The sequence below is a fragment of the Pseudomonas sp. H1h genome (assembly GCF_000633255.1).
GTDB lineage: Bacteria > Pseudomonadota > Gammaproteobacteria > Pseudomonadales > Pseudomonadaceae > Aquipseudomonas.
In genome coordinates, this window is sequence record NZ_AYMJ01000015.1 from 297,636 (window position 1) to 315,619 (window position 17,984).

Annotated in this window: 15 protein-coding genes and 2 tRNA genes; 11 read left to right on the forward strand and 6 right to left on the reverse strand. The window is 60.4% G+C overall.

What is annotated here, in order from left to right; translation table 11 throughout:
* Positions 1-17 precede the first annotated feature (17 nt).
* Positions 18-971 carry a hypothetical protein gene (locus tag U862_RS0113025; protein WP_025110804.1) on the forward strand — a complete coding sequence of 318 codons (954 nt, stop codon included), beginning with the start codon at positions 18-20 and terminating at the stop codon, positions 969-971.
* 98 nt (positions 972-1,069) lie between these two features.
* On the opposite strand, the gene dinB is transcribed toward U862_RS0113025, so the two are convergent.
* Positions 1,070-2,131 carry a DNA polymerase IV gene (dinB, locus tag U862_RS0113030; protein ID WP_025110805.1) on the reverse strand — a complete coding sequence of 354 codons (1,062 nt, stop codon included), beginning with the start codon at positions 2,129-2,131 and terminating at the stop codon, positions 1,070-1,072.
* Positions 2,132-2,410: 279 nt separating this feature from the next.
* On the opposite strand from dinB, the gene U862_RS0113035 reads away from it, so the two are divergent.
* The 4 genes from U862_RS0113035 (at position 2,411) to U862_RS0113050 (ending at position 6,994) form a co-directional block, all read left to right on the forward strand.
* Positions 2,411-2,487, forward strand: a tRNA-Met gene (locus U862_RS0113035).
* A gap of 219 nt (positions 2,488-2,706) precedes the next feature.
* Positions 2,707-2,783 (forward strand) — tRNA-Met (locus U862_RS0113040).
* A gap of 279 nt (positions 2,784-3,062) precedes the next feature.
* Complete coding sequence (mprF, locus tag U862_RS0113045) at positions 3,063-5,702, forward strand: bifunctional lysylphosphatidylglycerol flippase/synthetase MprF (RefSeq protein ID WP_025110806.1); 2,640 nt, start codon at positions 3,063-3,065, stop codon at positions 5,700-5,702.
* Positions 5,702-6,994, forward strand: coding sequence for a virulence factor family protein (locus U862_RS0113050; protein ID WP_025110807.1), 1,293 nt, complete (start codon positions 5,702-5,704; stop codon positions 6,992-6,994). Before mprF ends, U862_RS0113050 begins: the two co-directional genes overlap by 1 nt.
* Positions 6,995-7,275: 281 nt before the next feature.
* Here U862_RS0113050 and U862_RS0113055 read toward each other — a convergent pair whose 3' ends face one another.
* Positions 7,276-9,117 carry a potassium transporter Kup gene (locus U862_RS0113055; protein ID WP_371262575.1) on the reverse strand — a complete coding sequence of 614 codons (1,842 nt, stop codon included), beginning with the start codon at positions 9,115-9,117 and terminating at the stop codon, positions 7,276-7,278.
* Positions 9,118-9,467: 350 nt separating this feature from the next.
* Here U862_RS0113055 and rimO point away from each other — a divergent pair, with 350 nt between their 5' ends.
* The 5 genes from rimO (at position 9,468) to tsaA (ending at position 13,739) form a co-directional block, all read left to right on the forward strand.
* On the forward strand, positions 9,468-10,805 hold the full coding sequence (rimO, locus tag U862_RS0113060; protein ID WP_025110809.1) for a 30S ribosomal protein S12 methylthiotransferase RimO: 1,338 nt from the start codon (positions 9,468-9,470) through the stop codon (positions 10,803-10,805).
* 219 nt (positions 10,806-11,024) lie between these two features.
* Positions 11,025-11,498: a GNAT family N-acetyltransferase gene (locus U862_RS0113065; RefSeq protein WP_025110810.1), complete on the forward strand. Its 474-nt coding sequence runs from the start codon at positions 11,025-11,027 to the stop codon at positions 11,496-11,498.
* A 103-nt stretch (positions 11,499-11,601) separates the two neighbouring features.
* Positions 11,602-12,312 (forward strand): rRNA pseudouridine synthase, encoded by a 711-nt coding sequence (locus tag U862_RS0113070; protein WP_025110811.1) that lies wholly within the window; start codon positions 11,602-11,604, stop codon positions 12,310-12,312.
* A 74-nt stretch (positions 12,313-12,386) separates the two neighbouring features.
* The gene (locus tag U862_RS0113075) at positions 12,387-12,854 is read left to right on the forward strand and encodes a DUF1456 family protein (protein ID WP_025110812.1); all 468 of its coding nucleotides are present in this window, start codon (positions 12,387-12,389) and stop codon (positions 12,852-12,854) included.
* A 186-nt stretch (positions 12,855-13,040) separates the two neighbouring features.
* Positions 13,041-13,739, forward strand: coding sequence for a tRNA (N6-threonylcarbamoyladenosine(37)-N6)-methyltransferase TrmO (tsaA, locus tag U862_RS0113080; protein ID WP_025110813.1), 699 nt, complete (start codon positions 13,041-13,043; stop codon positions 13,737-13,739).
* A gap of 168 nt (positions 13,740-13,907) precedes the next feature.
* Here tsaA and fpr read toward each other — a convergent pair whose 3' ends face one another.
* Positions 13,908-14,687 (reverse strand): ferredoxin-NADP reductase, encoded by a 780-nt coding sequence (gene fpr / locus U862_RS0113085; RefSeq protein WP_007908723.1) that lies wholly within the window; start codon positions 14,685-14,687, stop codon positions 13,908-13,910.
* A gap of 133 nt (positions 14,688-14,820) precedes the next feature.
* On the opposite strand from fpr, the gene U862_RS0113090 reads away from it, so the two are divergent.
* Complete coding sequence (locus U862_RS0113090) at positions 14,821-15,747, forward strand: LysR family transcriptional regulator (RefSeq protein WP_025110814.1); 927 nt, start codon at positions 14,821-14,823, stop codon at positions 15,745-15,747.
* Here U862_RS0113090 and U862_RS0113095 read toward each other — a convergent pair.
* From U862_RS0113095 to U862_RS0113105, 3 genes are all read right to left on the reverse strand, one after another.
* A complete protein-coding gene (locus U862_RS0113095) occupies positions 15,744-16,106 on the reverse strand; it encodes a diacylglycerol kinase (protein WP_025110815.1) in 363 nt (120 codons plus the stop codon). The genes U862_RS0113090 and U862_RS0113095 overlap by 4 nt on opposite strands.
* Before the next feature lie 74 nt (positions 16,107-16,180).
* Complete coding sequence (gene erdR / locus U862_RS0113100; RefSeq protein WP_025110816.1) at positions 16,181-16,831, reverse strand: response regulator transcription factor ErdR; 651 nt, start codon at positions 16,829-16,831, stop codon at positions 16,181-16,183.
* A 223-nt stretch (positions 16,832-17,054) separates the two neighbouring features.
* Positions 17,055-17,804 carry a tRNA-uridine aminocarboxypropyltransferase gene (locus tag U862_RS0113105; protein WP_025110817.1) on the reverse strand — a complete coding sequence of 250 codons (750 nt, stop codon included), beginning with the start codon at positions 17,802-17,804 and terminating at the stop codon, positions 17,055-17,057.
* Positions 17,805-17,984: the final 180 nt, after the last annotated feature.

Genomic DNA, 17,984 nt, shown 5'->3' on the forward strand with positions numbered 1-17,984 from the left:
AACCAGATAGAGTCCTCATGTTCAAGCGAAACACCTTGGGCCTCGGTGGCACCGCCTTGTGCGGTGCCCTGTTGGTCAGCGGCTGTGCCAATCAGATGTCACAGCGCAGCGAGCACGAAGAGCGGGTCGAGCGCAAACTGCTCGATCACAGCCTGCAGATCGATGTCGGTGAGCCCAAGGAGCTTGAGCTGCCGCAACGACGCGTGAAAATCAACGAACAGAAGACTTTCGAAGTCACCGAGTTCGAGGTCACCCGTCGTTACGACCGCTACACTCCCTACCAACCCTGGCGCGAAATCTACGAGATTCCGCTGGGCGCGGTGGCCGTGGTCGCGGGCATTGGCGCCAACGTGGTCAACGTGTTCGCTTTGGGCAACCTGCCGGACAGCGTGACAAAGGATTGGCTGAGCTACGGCATTGCCGGGGTCAACCCGTTCATGAACGTGCAGTCTCACGGTCGCGCGCAACAGAACCTCGCCGGTATCGATGAAGTCCAGCGCGACAAGCGCATGGAGTATTCGAGCCTGCCGTGGAGCGAGCGTCCGGTGCAGGTCAAGGCCGGCAAGCAGACCTTCGACATGACCACCGACCGCAACGGTGTGCTGCGCCTGAACTTGCTGGACAGTCCGTTCGCCGAAAATGATCTGAATCATGTCGGCAAACTGCAGATCAGCGTCGAAGACGGCAAGGATGATGTGCACAGCGACACGTCGCTGACGATCAGCAGCCACCTGCGCAGCAAGTTGCTCGAAGCGCACGGACTGATTTACGACGACCTGGAAGACGACGAAGTGAGCCAGTGGGTGCACCGGGTCAAACGCCTGTCGGAACTAGGTCTGGAAGAAGAAGCCAGCGAGCTGGAGCAAAGCCTGATCGAACTGACGCGCAACGATCCTGAGTTGCAGGCCGAGTTTCTCAAGTCGTTGACCAAGGACGCGGGACGTTTGGTGGCTGATCCGGGACCGAATTAACAGCAAAAGCTTCGCGAGCAGGCTCGCTCCCACAGTGGAATGCCATCTAATGTGGGAGCGAGCCTGCTCGCGAAGAGGTCCTGACAGGCACCGCAAATCTACCGCTCAAACAACTCCATCTGCTCAAATCCGCCGCGCAAATCCTCCAGCCTTACCCCCACCCCCAACAACCGCACCGGTTTTCCTCCCCGATTGAACGCCTGCGTCAGCATCAACTGATAACTGCCCAGATTGCGCCCCGCCCCGGCTTGCTCCAGTGTGGTCTGGGTAAAGTCATGGAACTTCACTTTGACGAACGGCTTGCCCGGACGATAACTGCTGTCGATCCGCTCCATGCGGGCTTTCAGGGTTTCCAGCAGCTCCGGCAGCTTGTCGAGGCAACTGCGCAGATCCGGCAGATCGACGTCGTAGGTGTTTTCGACACTGATTGACTGACGGCGGCTGTCGTTCTGCACCAACCGGTCATCGATCCCACGAGCCAGGCTCCAGAGTCGCTCACCGAAACTGCCGAACTCGCGCACCAGCGCCAGCTTGTCCCACTCGCGTAACTGCAAGCAGTCAACGATGCCGAGCCGGCCCAGTTTGTCGGCGGTAACTTTGCCGACACCGTGCAACTTGCTCACCAGTAAACCGCTGACAAAGTCCTCGACCTGATCCGGCGTAATGACGAACAACCCGTTGGGCTTCTTCCAGTCGCTGGCGATCTTCGCCAGAAATTTGTTCGGGGCGACACCGGCAGACACGGTGATGTGCAACTGATTGGACACCCGTCGCCGAATATCCTGCGCGATGCGCGTGGCGCTGCCGCCAAAATGCGCACTGTCAGAGACATCGAGATAGGCTTCATCCAGCGACAATGGCTCGATCAGGTCGGTGTAATCGCGAAAGATCGTGTGAATTTCCTTCGAAGCTTCGCGATAGGCGTCCATGCGCGGTTTGACGATGGTCAGGTCGGGGCACAGCTTCAAGGCATGCCCGGACGACATCGCCGAACGCACGCCATAGGCTCGCGCTTCATAGTTGCAGGTAGCAATCACTCCACGCCGATCAGCCGACCCGCCCACCGCCAGCGGCTTGCCAGCCAGGTTCGGGTCGTCGCGCATCTCGATGGCGGCGTAGAAACAGTCACAGTCGACGTGGATGATTTTTCGCTGAGTCATGGCAGAAAAGGAAACATGGCAGGCCGGATTCGCAGTATCTCACTGGCACCTGTATATAGCACCAGTAGTCTGAATGTTCTTTTCCGGCTGTAGGAAAAGCCGGGTGAATTTATTTTCTTAATCGAAAAACGCCGACCGATAGAGCTGAAAGCCTTGTCCCACCTGCCCTACGCCCCATTTCCACACCTGCAAAAATCGCTAAGCGATTGAACAGGAACAGATTTATCCGGATTCGAGGTTGACACCCCGGCGTTCCTCTGTAGAATGCCGACACACAGACGCGGGATGGAGCAGTCTGGTAGCTCGTCGGGCTCATAACCCGAAGGTCGTCGGTTCAAATCCGGCTCCCGCAACCAAACATCAAAAAAGGCTACTCGAAAGAGTGGCCTTTTTTGTGCGCGCCTGTTTTTCAAGCAAGCCCTGCACACCCCGCCCTCAAGCGAACAGGAATTCGTTGCATTTCCGAAACTTACCGCTCGGCTGCGACCGTTTGACGCAAATTCACACTTATTTGACCCTTTACGGGATTAGCGGTTGACACCCCGCCGTTCGCCTGTAGAATGCCGCCACACAGACGCGGGATGGAGCAGTCTGGTAGCTCGTCGGGCTCATAACCCGAAGGTCGTCGGTTCAAATCCGGCTCCCGCAACCAAACATCAAAAAAGGCTGCTCGAAAGAGTGGCCTTTTTTGTATCTGTTGAAAAAGTCCTTTCGCAACAATGATCTGTCACGCTGCAGTGAAACGTTCAGGATCGTCAGACCCGCCGAGTTGCGACTATGCTTGAGTCGCAGGCAAGACGTCTGCAATCCATTACCTGCCCTCGCCCATACCGGATGAGAGGCGTAGTATTTTGTGATTATTTTTTTCTACAGGGATTGGTAACTTGGCTGGATACCTCCATCCTGTCGCGCACAATCCAAGAGGTGATTGATGCGCGCCAACTCGTCTGATCCACAAGACACTGTCACAGCAGAACATCCGATCAAACCCGAGCGCCTGCGCTTGCTGGATCGGTTGAGCAAATACCGTCAACCGATCGGTCTGGCGGTCACGTTGCTGCTGTTTGCCATTGCGCTGATTGCCTGTCGCCATCTGCTGAGCGAACTCGATCTCTACGCGCTGCATGACTCGATCCTGGCCGTGCCGAAACCGGCCCTGCTCGGTGCGGTGGGCGCGACGGTCGTCGGTTTCATCATATTGCTGGGCTATGAATGGTCGGCCAGCCGCTATGCCGGCGTGACCTTGCCGCCGCGCACTCTGGCGCTGGGCGGCTTCACCGCGTTTGCGATTGGCAACGCCATTGGTCTGTCGCTGCTGTCGGGCGGCTCGGTACGTTACCGTTTATATGCACGCCATGGTCTGGGGGCGTCGGAAGTCGCGCACATGACCCTGTTCGCCAGCCTGGCGCTGGGTTGCGCCCTGCCACCGCTCGCAGCCCTCGCCACCCTGAGTGACCTGCCCGCCGCCTCTGCCGCCCTGGGCCTGTCAGAAGGCTTGCTCGGCACGATTGCCACGGTGGTGCTGGGGCTTGGCGCGATTCTGGCGATCGGCATCTATCGCCGTCGCCTGCCGGAGCAGCCGTACCGCGACAACCTGCTGGTCAGGGCCGGTCGCCGGACCTTGCGCCTGCCGGGTCGACGCCTGACCTTCCTGCAACTGATCATCACCGCCCTCGACGTCGCTGCTGCGGCCACCGTGCTCTATCTGCTGCTGCCGGAAGCCCCGCCGTTCGGCGCGTTCCTGCTGGTGTATCTGCTGGCCTTGGCCGCTGGTGTCCTCAGCCATGTACCTGGGGGTGTCGGGGTTTTTGAAGCGATCCTGCTGGCCGCGTTCGCCGATACGCTCGGTGCCGCGCCACTGGCCGCTGCGCTGCTGCTCTATCGCCTGATCTATGTGGTGCTGCCGCTGCTGGTGGCCTGCGTGTTTTTGCTGATCAACGAAGGCCAGCGCCTGTTTCAGACCCAGACCATGCGCGCGGCGTCCGGTCTGGCGGCGCCGATTCTGGCAGTGCTGGTGTTCCTGTCCGGTGTAGTGCTGCTGTTTTCCGGTGCTACGCCGGAAATCGACACTCGCCTGGAGCACATCGGCTTCCTGATCCCGCATCGTCTGGTCGACGCCTCGCACTTCGGCGCCAGCCTGATCGGCGTGCTGTGCCTGCTGCTCGCGCAGGGCCTGCGCCGTCGCCTGTCGGCGGCGTGGATGCTGACCACCATTCTGCTGCTGGTCGGCGCCCTGCTCTCGCTGCTCAAAGGCTTCGACTGGGAAGAAGCCACGCTGATGACGCTCACCGCGGCGCTGCTGGGAGTGTTCCGTCGCTCGTTCTATCGCCCGAGCCGCCTGACCGAACTGCCGTTCTCGCCGCTGTATCTGGTGGCCAGCCTCTGCGTGTTGGGGGCTTCGACCTGGTTGCTGCTGTTCGCCTACCAGGATGTGCCGTACAGCCATCAACTGTGGTGGCAGTTCACCCTCGACGCTGATGCGCCGCGTGGCCTGCGTTCGCTGCTCGGCGCCGCCGTGCTGTTGCTGGTGATCGCCCTGACCTGGCTGCTGCGCACAGCCCGTCCGGTGATCCATCTGCCGACCCCGGACGAACTGGATCGCGCCGCGAAGATTCTGATGGCCTCGTCGCAACCCGACGGCGGCCTCGCCCTGACCGGTGACAAGGCGCTGCTGTTTCACCCCAACGACGAGGCGTTCCTGATGTACGCCCGCCGTGGCCGCAGCCTGGTGGCGCTGTACGACCCGATCGGCCCCGGCCAGCAACGCGCCGAAATGATCTGGCAGTTTCGCGACCTCTGCGACATCCATCACACCCGTCCCGTGTTCTATCAAGTGCGCGCCGAAAACCTGCCGTACTACATGGACATCGGCCTGACCGCGATCAAGCTTGGCGAAGAAGCCCGGGTCGATCTGCATCGCTTTGACCTGGAAGCCAAGGGCAAAGAGATGAAGGACCTGCGCTACACCTGGAACCGTGGCACCCGTGATGGCTTGTCGCTGGAAATCCACGAGCCGGGCCAGGCGCCGATGGACGAACTCAAGGTGATTTCCGATGCGTGGCTGACTGGCAAGAACGTGCGCGAGAAAGGTTTCTCCCTCGGCCGTTTCAGCGACGATTACCTGAAGCATTTCCGCATTGCGGTGATTCGCTTCGAAGGCCGCCCGGTGGCGTTTGCCAACCTGCTCGAGACCTACGGCCATGACCTGGCCAGTCTCGACCTGATGCGCTCGCACCCGGACGCCCCCAAGCTGACCATGGAGTACCTGATGGTCGGCCTGATTCAACACTATAAGAGTCACGGATACGCGCGCTTCAGCCTGGGCATGGTGCCGTTGTCGGGGTTGCAACCCCGGCGTGGTGCACCGCTGACCCAGCGTCTGGGCTCGATGGTCTTCCGCCGTGGTGAGCAGCTGTACAACTTCCAAGGCTTGCGCCGCTTCAAAGACAAATTCCAGCCTGACTGGGAACCCCGTTATATGGCCGTGCCCGCCGGACTCGATCCGCTGGTAGCGCTGGCCGATACTGCTGCCCTGATCGCGGGCGGCTTGACTGGATTGGTGAAACGCTGATGATTCAACGCTCCCTGAAGTACATCCTGGCCGCACTGATTGTGCTGGCCGTGATTGCCGGTGGCGGTTACTGGTACCTCAAACGCCCGGCACCGCAACCGACTCTGCAACCGCTGACTGCCGCCGACGGCACCGTCATGACCCGCGTCATCCCGGGCACCCAGCCCAAGGCGCAGGTGCTGGTGGCGGTCAATGACGACCAGAAACTGACCGACAATCAACTGAGCACCCTGAGCCGCAGTGCTTCGGCGCAGATCGTTCAGGTGATTCTGCCCAAGGACTGCCTGCAACAGAGCCGCGCCCTGCAAACCGGCCTGCGCGAACTCAATGGGCCGGCAACGCTGGTCAGCGGTATCGGCCCAGGCGCCGTGCTCGCATGGCGCTGGTTGTCCGAGCAAAAGGACGACAAGGCCCAGGCCATCTCGGTTGACCTGGCCCTGGAAAAACCCGGCTGTACTCACCTGCTGCCGAAATCCGCCGCTCACGGCCACTGGCTGGTGGCATGGAACGACAACCCGGACGACACCAGCGCCGGTTTCGTGCGCGATCAACCGAACGCCGAAACCAGCATCAGCGACTACGACATCAACCTGCCGCAAGTGCTGAACAACGAACTGCGCAAGATCCTCGTCGGCGGCGACAAGGCCAACGGTGGTCTGGCGATCCCGGTGGTTGAAGTGCCGGCCGGTCAGGCGAAAGACACCGTGACCCTGTTCCTCTCCGGTGACGGTGGCTGGCGCGACCTCGACCGCGACGTAGCGGGCGAGATGGCCAAGATCGGCTACCCGGTGGTCGGCATCGACACCCTGCGCTACTACTGGCAGCACAAGAGCCCAGAGCAAAGCGCGCTGGACCTGACCGAACTGATGCAGCACTACCGCCAGAAGTGGGGCACCAAGCGCTTCATCCTGACCGGTTACTCGTTCGGTGCCGACGTGTTGCCAGCGATCTACAACCGCCTGCCGGACACCGAGCAACAGCGCGTCGACGCAATCATCCTGCTGGCCTTCGCCCGCACCGGTAGCTTCGAAATCGAAGTCGAAGGCTGGCTCGGCAACGCCGGTAAAGAAGCCGCCACCGGCCCGGAAATGGCCAAGCTGCCAGCGGCCAAAGTTGTGTGCATCTACGGCGCCGAAGAAACCGACGAAAGCGGCTGCACCGACAAGACTGCAGTCGGCGAAGCGGTGAAACTGCCCGGCGGCCACCACTTCGACGAGAACTACCCGGCGCTGGCCAAGCGTCTGGTGGACTTGATCGAGAAGCGTCAGACCAAGGATCAGCCAGCAGAGTGATCTGAGCCGGCAACATAAAAAGCCCCCGCAGCCTCACGGTCGCGGGGGCTTTTTACATTCAGAGCATCAGCCCATTCTCGGCAGCACCACACATCCCCTGTGGGAGCGGGCTTGCTCGCGAATACGGTGTGCCAGGCAACATTGATGGCGATTGATACACCGCCTTCGCGAGCAAGCCCGCTCCCACAAGGGATGGATGCAGGATTCAAGCAAAGTGTGCAGGCACAAAAAAGCCCCCGCCAGCCACAAGGCTGACGGGGGCTTTTCAGTTGTGGCGAGGCTTACATCTCCACCTGCGTCCCCAACTCGATCACCCGGTTCAACGGCAGATTGAAGAACCTCAGGTTGCCATTGGCGTTCTTCAACATGAACGCAAACAGCGCCTCACGCCAGCGGGCCATGCCTTCGAGTTTCGAGGCAATGACCGTTTCGCGGCTGAGGAAGTAAGTGGTGCGCATCGGGCTGAAGTCCAGGTCATCCAGATGGCACAGTTTCAGCGCCTGCGGCACGTCCGGCTCGTCGGTGAAGCCGAAGTGCAGGATCACCCGGAAGAAACCTTCGCCGTAGGAGTCCACTTCAAAGCGCCGTGCTGGCGGTACACGCGGGATGTCCTCGTAGACCACCGTCAGCAGCACCACCTGCTCGTGCAGCACCTGGTTGTGCAGCAAGTTGTGCAACAGCGCGTGCGGCACGGCGTCGGAGCGCGCGGTGAGGAACACCGCAGTGCCCTGCACCCGGTGCGGCGGTTGCACGCGGATGCTGCTGATGAAGATCGGCAGCGGTAGCGCGCCTTCGTCGAGACGATCAACCAGCAGCTCTTTGCCGCGCTTCCAGGTGGTCATCAGGATGAACAGCACGATCCCCGCGAGTACCGGGAACGCACCGCCCTGGATGATTTTCGGCACGTTGGCGGCGAAGAACATGCCATCGACCAGCAGGAAGCCAAGCAGAATCGGCACGGCCAGCAGTGGCGGCCATTTCCACAGCAATAGAATCACCGCTGCCACCAGAATACTGGTGATCAGCATGGTGCCCGTCACAGCCACGCCGTAGGCAGACGCCAGTGCACCAGAGGACTCGAAGCCGATCACCAGCAGGATCACGCCGACCATCAGCGCCCAGTTCACTGCACCGATGTAGATCTGCCCCTGTTCGGCACTGGACGTGTGCTGAATGTGCATGCGCGGGATGTAGCCAAGTTGAATGGCTTGGCGGGTCAGCGAGAACGCACCGGAAATCACCGCTTGCGAAGCGATCACCGTGGCCAGGGTGGCCAGTACCACCAACGGCACCAGCGCCCAGTTCGGCGCCAGCAGGTAGAACGGGTTACGCGCTGCTTCCGGGTTTTCCAGCAGCAACGCGCCCTGACCGAAGTAGTTCAGCACCAGCGCCGGCAGGACCAGCGCCAGCCAGGCGCGGGCAATCGGCTTGCGACCGAAGTGGCCCATGTCGGCGTACAGTGCTTCGGCGCCGGTCAATGCCAGCACCACGGCGCCGAGAATCGCTACGCCCATGCCCGGATGCACCATGAAGAAACGCACGCCCCAGATCGGGTTCAGCGCGTTCAATACTTCAGGGTGTCTGACGATCCCGCTGACGCCCAGACCACCCAGCACCAGGAACCACGCCACCATCACCGGGCCAAACAGCTTGCCGATACGATCGGTACCGTGCTTCTGGATCAGGAACAACGCGACCAGCACCACCAGCGCCAACGGCACTACCCAGCGCTCCAGGCCATCGAAGGCCAGCTCCAGACCTTCAACCGCCGACAACACGGAAATGGCCGGGGTGATCATACTGTCGCCGTAAAACAGCGCAGCACCGATCAGCCCCAGAATCACCAGCACCGCCTGCAACTTCGGGTAACGGCTCGATGCGCGGCGCGCCAAGGCGGTCAGCGCCATGATCCCGCCTTCACCCTGGTTGTCGGCGCGCAGTACGAACAACACGTACTTGATCGTGACCACCCAGATCAGCGACCAGAAAATCAACGCGAGAATCCCGAAGACTCCGTCGTGGTTGACCGGCACCCCATAATGACCGGCGAAAACTTCTTTGAGGGTGTACAACGGGCTCGTGCCGATGTCGCCGTAAACCACCCCGACTGCCGCGACCAGCATGCTCAGCGGTTTTGCAGCCGAATGCTCGGCGCCCGCCGCCTGACTACTTGCCTGACCCATCCAACACTCCTACTTCTCAGAACCGGCTTCTTTGAATGAAGCACTATGCTTTGTGGTGCAGCATGCGCTGTTTTACCTGTTGTTACAGACGTTTTGTTGACTGTAAAAAATTGGTAAAGCTCAACGGCGCGAAGCATAGCGCAGCACTCGTCGTATTTCCCTGCATAAAGCTGGTCAAGTGCGTTGCTCGCCGCTAGAATTGCGCACTTTTTGATCAGAGGCGCGCCCTAAGCGCCCATCCGTCGGCTTTCGCACCAAGAAAGCGATGTCACAAAATACCGAGGTTAGACATGTCCACCACTCCTGCGCCGGCCAATCCAAAGGTTGGCTTCGTATCTCTGGGTTGCCCGAAAGCACTGGTCGACTCCGAGCGCATCCTGACCCAGCTGCGCATGGAAGGCTATGACGTGGTGTCCACCTATCAGGACGCCGACGTTGTAGTCGTCAACACCTGCGGTTTCATCGATTCGGCCAAGGCTGAGTCGCTGGAAGTGATCGGCGAAGCGATCAAGGAAAACGGCAAGGTCATCGTCACCGGTTGCATGGGCGTGGAAGAAGGCAACATCCGCGACGTGCACCCGAGCGTGCTGGCCGTGACCGGTCCGCAGCAATACGAGCAAGTGGTCAACGCCGTGCACGAAGTCGTGCCGCCACGCCAGGATCACAACCCGCTGATCGACCTGGTGCCGCCGCAAGGCATCAAGCTGACTCCACGCCACTACGCTTACCTGAAGATTTCCGAAGGCTGCAACCACAGCTGCTCCTTCTGCATCATCCCGTCGATGCGCGGCAAACTGGTCAGCCGTCCGGTCGGTGATGTGCTCGACGAAGCCCAGCGCCTGGTCAAATCCGGCGTGAAGGAACTGTTGGTGATTTCCCAGGACACCAGCGCCTACGGCGTCGACGTCAAATACCGCACCGGCTTCTGGAACGGCGCACCGGTGAAAACCCGCATGACCGAGCTCTGCGAAGCGCTGAGCACCCTTGGTGTCTGGGTCCGCCTGCACTACGTTTACCCGTACCCGCACGTTGACGAACTGATCCCGCTGATGGCCGCCGGCAAGATCCTGCCGTACCTGGACATCCCGTTCCAGCACGCCAGCCCGAAAGTGCTGAAGTCGATGAAGCGCCCGGCGTTCGAAGACAAGACCCTGGCACGGATCAAGAACTGGCGCGAAATCTGCCCGGACCTGATCATCCGTTCGACCTTCATCGTCGGCTTCCCGGGCGAAACCGAAGAAGACTTCCAGTACCTGCTGAACTGGCTGACCGAAGCCCAGCTCGACCGCGTCGGCTGCTTCCAGTACTCGCCGGTTGAAGGTGCGCCAGCCAATGATCTGGACCTGGAAGTGGTACCGGACGACGTCAAGCAGGATCGTTGGGAGCGCTTCATGGCGCACCAGCAGGCCATCAGCTCGGCCCGCCTGCAGATGCGCATCGGCCGCGAGATCGAAGTGCTGGTGGACGAAGTCGACGAACAGGGCGCGGTCGGCCGCTGCTTCTTCGATGCCCCGGAAATCGACGGCAACGTGTTCATCGACAACGGCAGCAACCTCAAGCCGGGTGACAAGGTCTGGTGCAAGGTGACTGACGCTGACGAATACGACCTGTGGGCTGAACAGATCTGAGCATCACGCAGTACCTGTGGGAGCGGGCTTGCTCGCGAATGCGGCGGATCAGTCACTAAAGTTGTCGACTGATATGACGCTTTCGCGAGCAAGCCCGCTCCCACAAAGAGACAACGCTGAATTCAAAAGCCCCGCTCTTTTTATGAGATGCGGGGCTTTTTTACGGCTATCGTTTAGCGGGGGACGGACTCCCTTGAAACGCACAAGAGGCAGACGGGCATGCGTCACCATTCGGTCATCCACACACCGAAACTCAGCGATTATCAGGAACTGACCCGGGTCTGGGAGGCCTCGGTTCGCGCCACCCATGATTTTCTGCCGGACAGCTACATCGAGCTGCTGCGCAATCTGGTGCTCACGCGTTATCTGGATGCAGTGATGTTGATCTGCACCAGGGACGCTCAGCAGCGCATCACCGGATTCGCCGGTGTGGCGGCGGGCAAGATTGAAATGCTGTTCATTGACCCCGAGCATCGTGGCCAGGGTTTGGGTAAAAAACTGCTGAATTACGCCATGCAGCATTTGAACGCCGATGAACTCGACGTCAACGAGCAGAACCCACAAGCCTTGGGCTTCTACTTCAAGCAGGGCTTCGAAGTGATCGGCCGCTCGGAAGTCGACGGCATGGGCCAGCCATATCCGCTGCTGCACATGCGTTTGCGCCAAAACCAACAACGCTCACAACACGGCTGACACACCACAGAAGGCCTACAAAAAGCCATACGCCAAAATGGAACCGGGCTTAACCGGCGCCAGGCAGGTACAATGCCCACCCCTTTTTTGTTACGGCCCTGTCATGACTGACCCGATTCGCCTCTCCAAACGCCTCATCGAACTGGTCGGTTGCTCCCGCCGGGAGGCCGAGCTGTTCATCGAGGGCGGCTGGGTCACCGTGGACGGCGAAGTGATCGACGAACCGCAGTTCAAGGTCGGCGACCAGAAAGTCGAGCTCGACAAGGACGCCAAGGCCACCGCGCCAGAGCCGGTGACCATCCTGCTCAACGCGCCGGCCGGCATGGACGTCGACAGCGCCATGCAATCGCTCAGCGCCGAGACCCTCAGCGAAGAACACCGCTACGGCAAACGTCCGTTGCGCGGGCACTTCCTGCGCCTGACCGCCAGTGCCGACCTGCAGGCCAAGGCCAGCGGCCTGCTGGTGTTCACCCAGGACTGGAAAATCCTGCGCAAGCTCACCGCCGACGCCGCCAAGATCGAGCAGGAATACGTGGTCGAGGTCGAAGGTGACATGGTTGCCCACGGCCTTAATCGCCTGCAACACGGCCTCACCCACAAGGGCAAGGAGCTGCCGCCGGTCAAGGCCAGTTGGCAGAACGAAAACCGCCTGCGCTTCGCCATGAAAAACCCGCAACCGGGAATCATCGCGCAGTTTTGCGAAGCGGTCGGCTTGAAGGTGATCGGTATTCGCCGCATCCGCATCGGCGGCGTGTCGATCGGCAAAGTCCCGGTTGGCCAATGGCGCTACCTGTCCGGCAAAGAGAAGTTCTAAGACTTGCGCTGCCGCCACACATTCCGGCATCGCGCCCTGCGCGCTGCCCACAACGAAATATCAGGATTGCCCACATGGTTCATAACGACGTACTGCGCAGCGTGCGCTACATGCTCGACATCAGCGACAAGAAAGTTGTCGAGATCATCAAACTCGGCGGCATGGACGTAGCGCTCGCTGACGTGGTGATCTGGCTCGACAAGAAAGAAGAAGACGAAGAAGGCTTCGTACGCTGCCCGGACGAAGTGATCGCGCACTTCCTCGACGGCCTGGTGGTCTTCAAGCGCGGCAAGGACGAAAGCCGTCCGCCACAACCGATCGAAGTCCCGGTGACCAATAACATCATCCTGAAAAAGCTGCGCGTGGCCTTCGAACTGAAAGAAGACGACATGCACGCCATCCTCAAGGCTGCCGAGTTCCCGGTGTCCAAGCCTGAGCTGAGCGCGCTGTTCCGCAAGGTCGGCCACACCAACTATCGCCCGTGCGGCGACCAGTTGCTGCGCAACTTCCTCAAGGGCCTGACCCTGCGCGTTCGCGGCTGATCACGGTTCCGGCTTCAGACCAGCGCTGCGACTTTCGCGAGCGGGCTCGCTCCCACAAGGGCTTTGTGTACATCACCAACCCTCTGAGGGAGCGAGCCTGCTCGCGAAGGCCGACTAACAGCCAACACCGCACTTCAAGCCCTCCGGGTTATTATCCCCACCCCGCTCCCGCCTCGATTCCAGATCATGACTTACAGCGTCTCCCCCATCGGCTTCGTGCGCTCCTGCTTCAAGGAGAAGTTCGCCATCCCGCGCCAGCCACAACTGGCCCCCGCCGCCCGTGGCGTGCTGGAACTGGTGGCGCCGTTCGATCAGGGTGACGCCGTGCAAGGTCTGGAGCAGGTCAGCCATGTCTGGCTGCTGTTCCTGTTTCATCAGGCGCTGGAAGATAAACCACGGCTGAAAGTGCGGCCACCGCGCCTGGGCGGCAACAAGTCGATGGGCGTGTTCGCCACCCGCGCCACTCACCGCCCCAATGGCATCGGGCAGTCGGTGGTAAAACTGGACAAGGTCGAAGCCAACCGGCTGTTCATCTCGGGTATCGACTTGCTCGACGGCACGCCGATTCTCGACATCAAACCCTATGTCCCTTACGCCGACATCATCCCTGACGCCGCCAACAGCATCGCCAGTGCCGCGCCACAGCTGATTGACGTGCAGTGGACGGACGTCGCGCTGCAACAGGCGCACAGACATGCACAGCGCCTTGGCGAGCCTTTGGTCGAGTTGATCGAGCAGTGCCTGGCACAGGATCCGCGCCCGGCGTATCAGACGCCGGCACCGGAGCGTGAATACGGCGCGCAGTTCTGGGACCTGGATGTACGCTGGCATTACCCGACGCCCGAGCAGATTCGCGTGCTGGAAGTGATTGCCGCCACGGCGTAAACCCGCAAACGAAAAAGCCCGCGTTGCCTTCTCAGGCAACGCGGGCTTTTTAATGCAATACAAATCAATGTGGGAGCGGGCCTGCTCACGAAAGCGGTCTGTCATTCACATGTGCATTGAATGACACAATGCCGTCGCGAGCAGGCTCGCTCCCACAGGTATTTCGTTTTACTTCTCGACGAACGCACGCTCGATCAGGTAATCACCCGGTTCGCGCATACGCGCCGAGATCTTCAGGCCGAAGCTGTCGAGCACTTCGCTGGTCTCGTCGAGCATGCTCGGGCTGCCGCAGATCATCGCGCGGTCGTCCTGCGGGTTGATCGGTGGCAGACCGATGTCGCTGAACAGCTTGCCGCTGCGCATCAGGTCGGTCAGACGGCCCTGGTTCTCGAACGGCTCACGGGTCACGGTCGGGTAGTAGATCAGCTTGTCACGCAGCGCTTCGCCGAAGAACTCGTTCTGCGGCAGGTGCTCGGTGATGAATTCGCGGTAGGCGACTTCGTTGACGTAACGCACACCGTGGACCAGGATCACTTTTTCAAAGCGCTCGTAGGTTTCCGGGTCCTGGATCACGCTCATGAACGGCGCCAGACCGGTGCCGGTGCTCAGCAGGTACAGATGCTTGCCCGGGTTCAGGTCGTCCAGCACCAGGGTGCCGGTAGGTTTCTTCGAGATGATGATCTCGTCGCCTTCCTTCAGGTGCTGCAGCTGCGAGGTCAGCGGACCGTCCTGCACCTTGATGCTGAAGAACTCGAGATGCTCTTCCCAGTTCGGGCTGGCAATCGAGTAAGCGCGCATAAGCGGGCGGCCATTGGGCTGCTGCAGGCCGATCATCACGAACTGACCGTTCTCGAAGCGCAGGCCCGGATCGCGGGTGCACTTGAAGCTGAACAGAGTGTCGTTCCAGTGGTGAACACTGAGGACACGCTCGTGGTTCATGTTGCTCATGTACGTGGGACTCCTGGATATTGGGTCTGCGCTCGCCTTGACGGCCGAGAGTGCGCAATTGCATCGCATTCTAATAGCGACGACAATATCTGTTAACTGGATTATTAAGATAAGGGTTATCGGTTATATCGATATGCGATTTACTCTTCGTCAACTGCAAGTCTTCGTCGCCGTCGCCCAGCAGGAAAGCGTATCCCGTGCTGCGGGTCTGCTCAACCTCTCGCAATCGGCGGCCAGCACCTCAATCACCGAACTGGAGCGCCAGTCCAGCTGCCAGCTGTTCGATCGCGCCGGCAAGCGCCTGAGCCTCAATGCCCTCGGCAAGCAGCTGTTGCCGCAAGCGGTGGCCCTGCTCGATCAGTCCAAGGAAATCGAAGACCTGCTCAACGGCAAATCCGGTTTCGGCTCACTGTCGGTGGGCGCCACCCTGACCATCGGCAATTACCTGGCGACCCTGTTGATCGGCGGTTTCATGCAGCGCCACCCGGAAAGCCAGGTGAAACTGCACGTACAGAACACGGCCAATATCGTGCACCAGGTCGCCCACTACGAAATTGATCTGGGTCTGATCGAAGGCGATTGCAGCCATCCGGACATCGAAGTTCAGAGCTGGGTCGAGGATGAGCTGGTGGTGTTCTGTGCGCCCCAACATCCGCTGGCCAAACGCGGCAGTGCGACCATGGAAGAGTTGACCCACGAAGCATGGATTCTGCGTGAGCAAGGCTCTGGCACGCGGCTGACCTTCGATCAGGCCATGCGGCACCATCGCAGTGCGCTGAATATCCGTCTGGAACTGGAACACACCGAAGCGATCAAGCGCGCGGTGGAGTCGGGGCTGGGGATTGGCTGCATTTCGCGGCTGGCACTGCGCGATGCGTTTCGGCGTGGCAGCCTGGTGGCGGTGGAAACGCCGGACCTGGATCTGTCCCGGCAGTTCTACTTCATCTGGCACAAGCAGAAATACCAGACCTCGGCCATGCGTGAATTCCTCGATCTGTGCCGCGCTTTCACCGCCGGGGTACAGCGCAGCGACGAGATCGTGTTGCCGAGTATCGCTTAAAGCAGAATCACCGCCCACACCAGGGCGATCATGCTCAGGGCCACGAATTGCGCGGCGCTGCCCATGTCCTTGGCGTTCTTGGACAGTGGGTGCAGTTCCAGGGAGATGCGGTCGATCGCGGCTTCTACTGCCGAGTTCAGCAACTCGACGATCAGCGCCAACAGGCAGACTGCAATGAGCACGGCTCGTTCGACGCGACTGACATTGAGGAAAAACGTCAGCGGTATCAGCACCACATTAAGCAGCACCAGTTGGCGGAACGCGGCTTCGCCGGTAAAGGCTGCGCGCAGGCCGTCCAGCGAGTAACCGGAAGCGTTGAGGATGCGTTTCAGGCCGGTCTGGCCCTTGAAAGGTGACATAAAGTAAAAACCAACCAAAAAGGAGTGGGAAAGCTAGATCAACAAAAGTCAAAAAAGCGTGAAGACACCAGCCATTATTGGCTCGGAATTGACTCAAGTTGTTGCAGAAGTAATGCCGCTTGTGTCCGGGTACGCACATTCAGCTTTCGAAAGATCGCCGTGACGTGGGCCTTGATGGTCGCCTCGGACACGCTCAGCTCATAGGCAATCTGCTTGTTCAGCAAGCCCTCACAGACCATGGTCAATACGCGGAACTGTTGCGGAGTAAGGCTGGCCAGGCCATCACTGGCGGCTTTGGCCTCGTCGGAGACACTGACAGCTTCAAACGCCTGAGGTGGCCAGAACACATCGCCATCGAGCACTTTGCGCACCGCGTCCTGAATCACGCTCAGGTCACTGGACTTGGGAATGAAGCCACTGGCGCCGAACTCCCGGGACTTGACCATGACCGAGGCTTCTTCCTGGGCCGAGACCATCACCACCGGGATCTGCGGGTACTGCCCGCGCAGCATGACCAACCCGGAAAACCCGAAAGCGCCTGGCATGTTCAAGTCCAGCAGAACCAGATCCCAGTCAGCCTTTTCGGTCAGGCGCGCTTCCAGTTCGGCGATGCTCGCCACCTCCACCAGTCGTACATCCGGGCCAAGGCCCAGCGTCACCGCTTGATGCAGTGCGCTACGAAATAGAGGGTGATCATCGGCAATCAGGATGTCGTATGTGGCCATTTTTCAAATGATCCTGTTTTTAATGGCAGACCCGACGCATTCAGGCCTCACCAAAGCAACTCAAGATACCGCCACACAGCGGTATCCACAGGGGCACGTTCAACGCCAATCACTTGCAAACACGGCGTTTCAAACCTTGGCCGCGCCCTAATCGGCGCCAAGCATGCCCAGCGAAGCCGGGGTGGTCAAGCAGCACGGCCGCTGCGGTGTGCAGTATGGGCCACTATGGGGCCAACACCGCTTGCGGCTTTCGTATATAAGGCAACAACTCGGCGTGGGCCGGGGTCGACTCATTGAGGTCCAGCTGTTGTTTGGCGCCCAGATAATGCTGGCTGAACACATCGAAATAAGCGTCCAGTGCCGAAGCGGCATCGCTGTCCCCCGCCAGCTCCAGGCACAACGCTGCGACTTCGGCGGTGCACAGGTGCTCGCTGCGGGTAGAACGGCGCAGGCGATAGCGCGAGAGTTTGTCAGGCATCAGGCTGAGAATCGGCAAGCGGTCGAAATACGGACTCTTGCGGAAGATTTTGCGCGCCTCGGTCCAGGTCGCATCCAGCAGGATGAACAACGGACGCTTGCTGCTATCGGCAGCGACCGTGTTGGTCACCCGCGACGGCTCGACGTATTCACCGGGAAACACCAGGTATGGCTGCCATTGCGGGTCGTTGAGCAGCGCCAGCATCTGCGGATCAGGTTCGGTGCGCGACCAGATGAACGCGTGGTTGTCGCCCACCACATCGGCAATCAGCCAGCCGGTGTTGCTTGGTTTGAACACTTCCTTGCCGGTCATGATCAGGCACACGCCCGAACGGGTTTCGACCGTCGGTCGCCAGGCGCACAGGCAATGGCTGATGATCACCCGGCAGTCGCGGCAACGCTCGGAGCGAAAACCACGGGCCTGAATCGGCTTGATACCCTCGTCCTCGCGCTGGTCGCGCAAGCGGGCTACGGCGTTGGGGGCATGATGGGTCACGGGCAACGCCCCACAGCAGGGAAACTCGACACGCACAGCACTCGGCAAGGCAATAAAGGCCGGCAGTTTAACAGAGCAGCGAGCGCAAACCTGTACCCTCCCGACCGGCTCCCCTATAATCCGGCGCCACTGAACGCACAGCCACGGGGCTGGTCGAACCACCAGTCACTGAATCAGGAG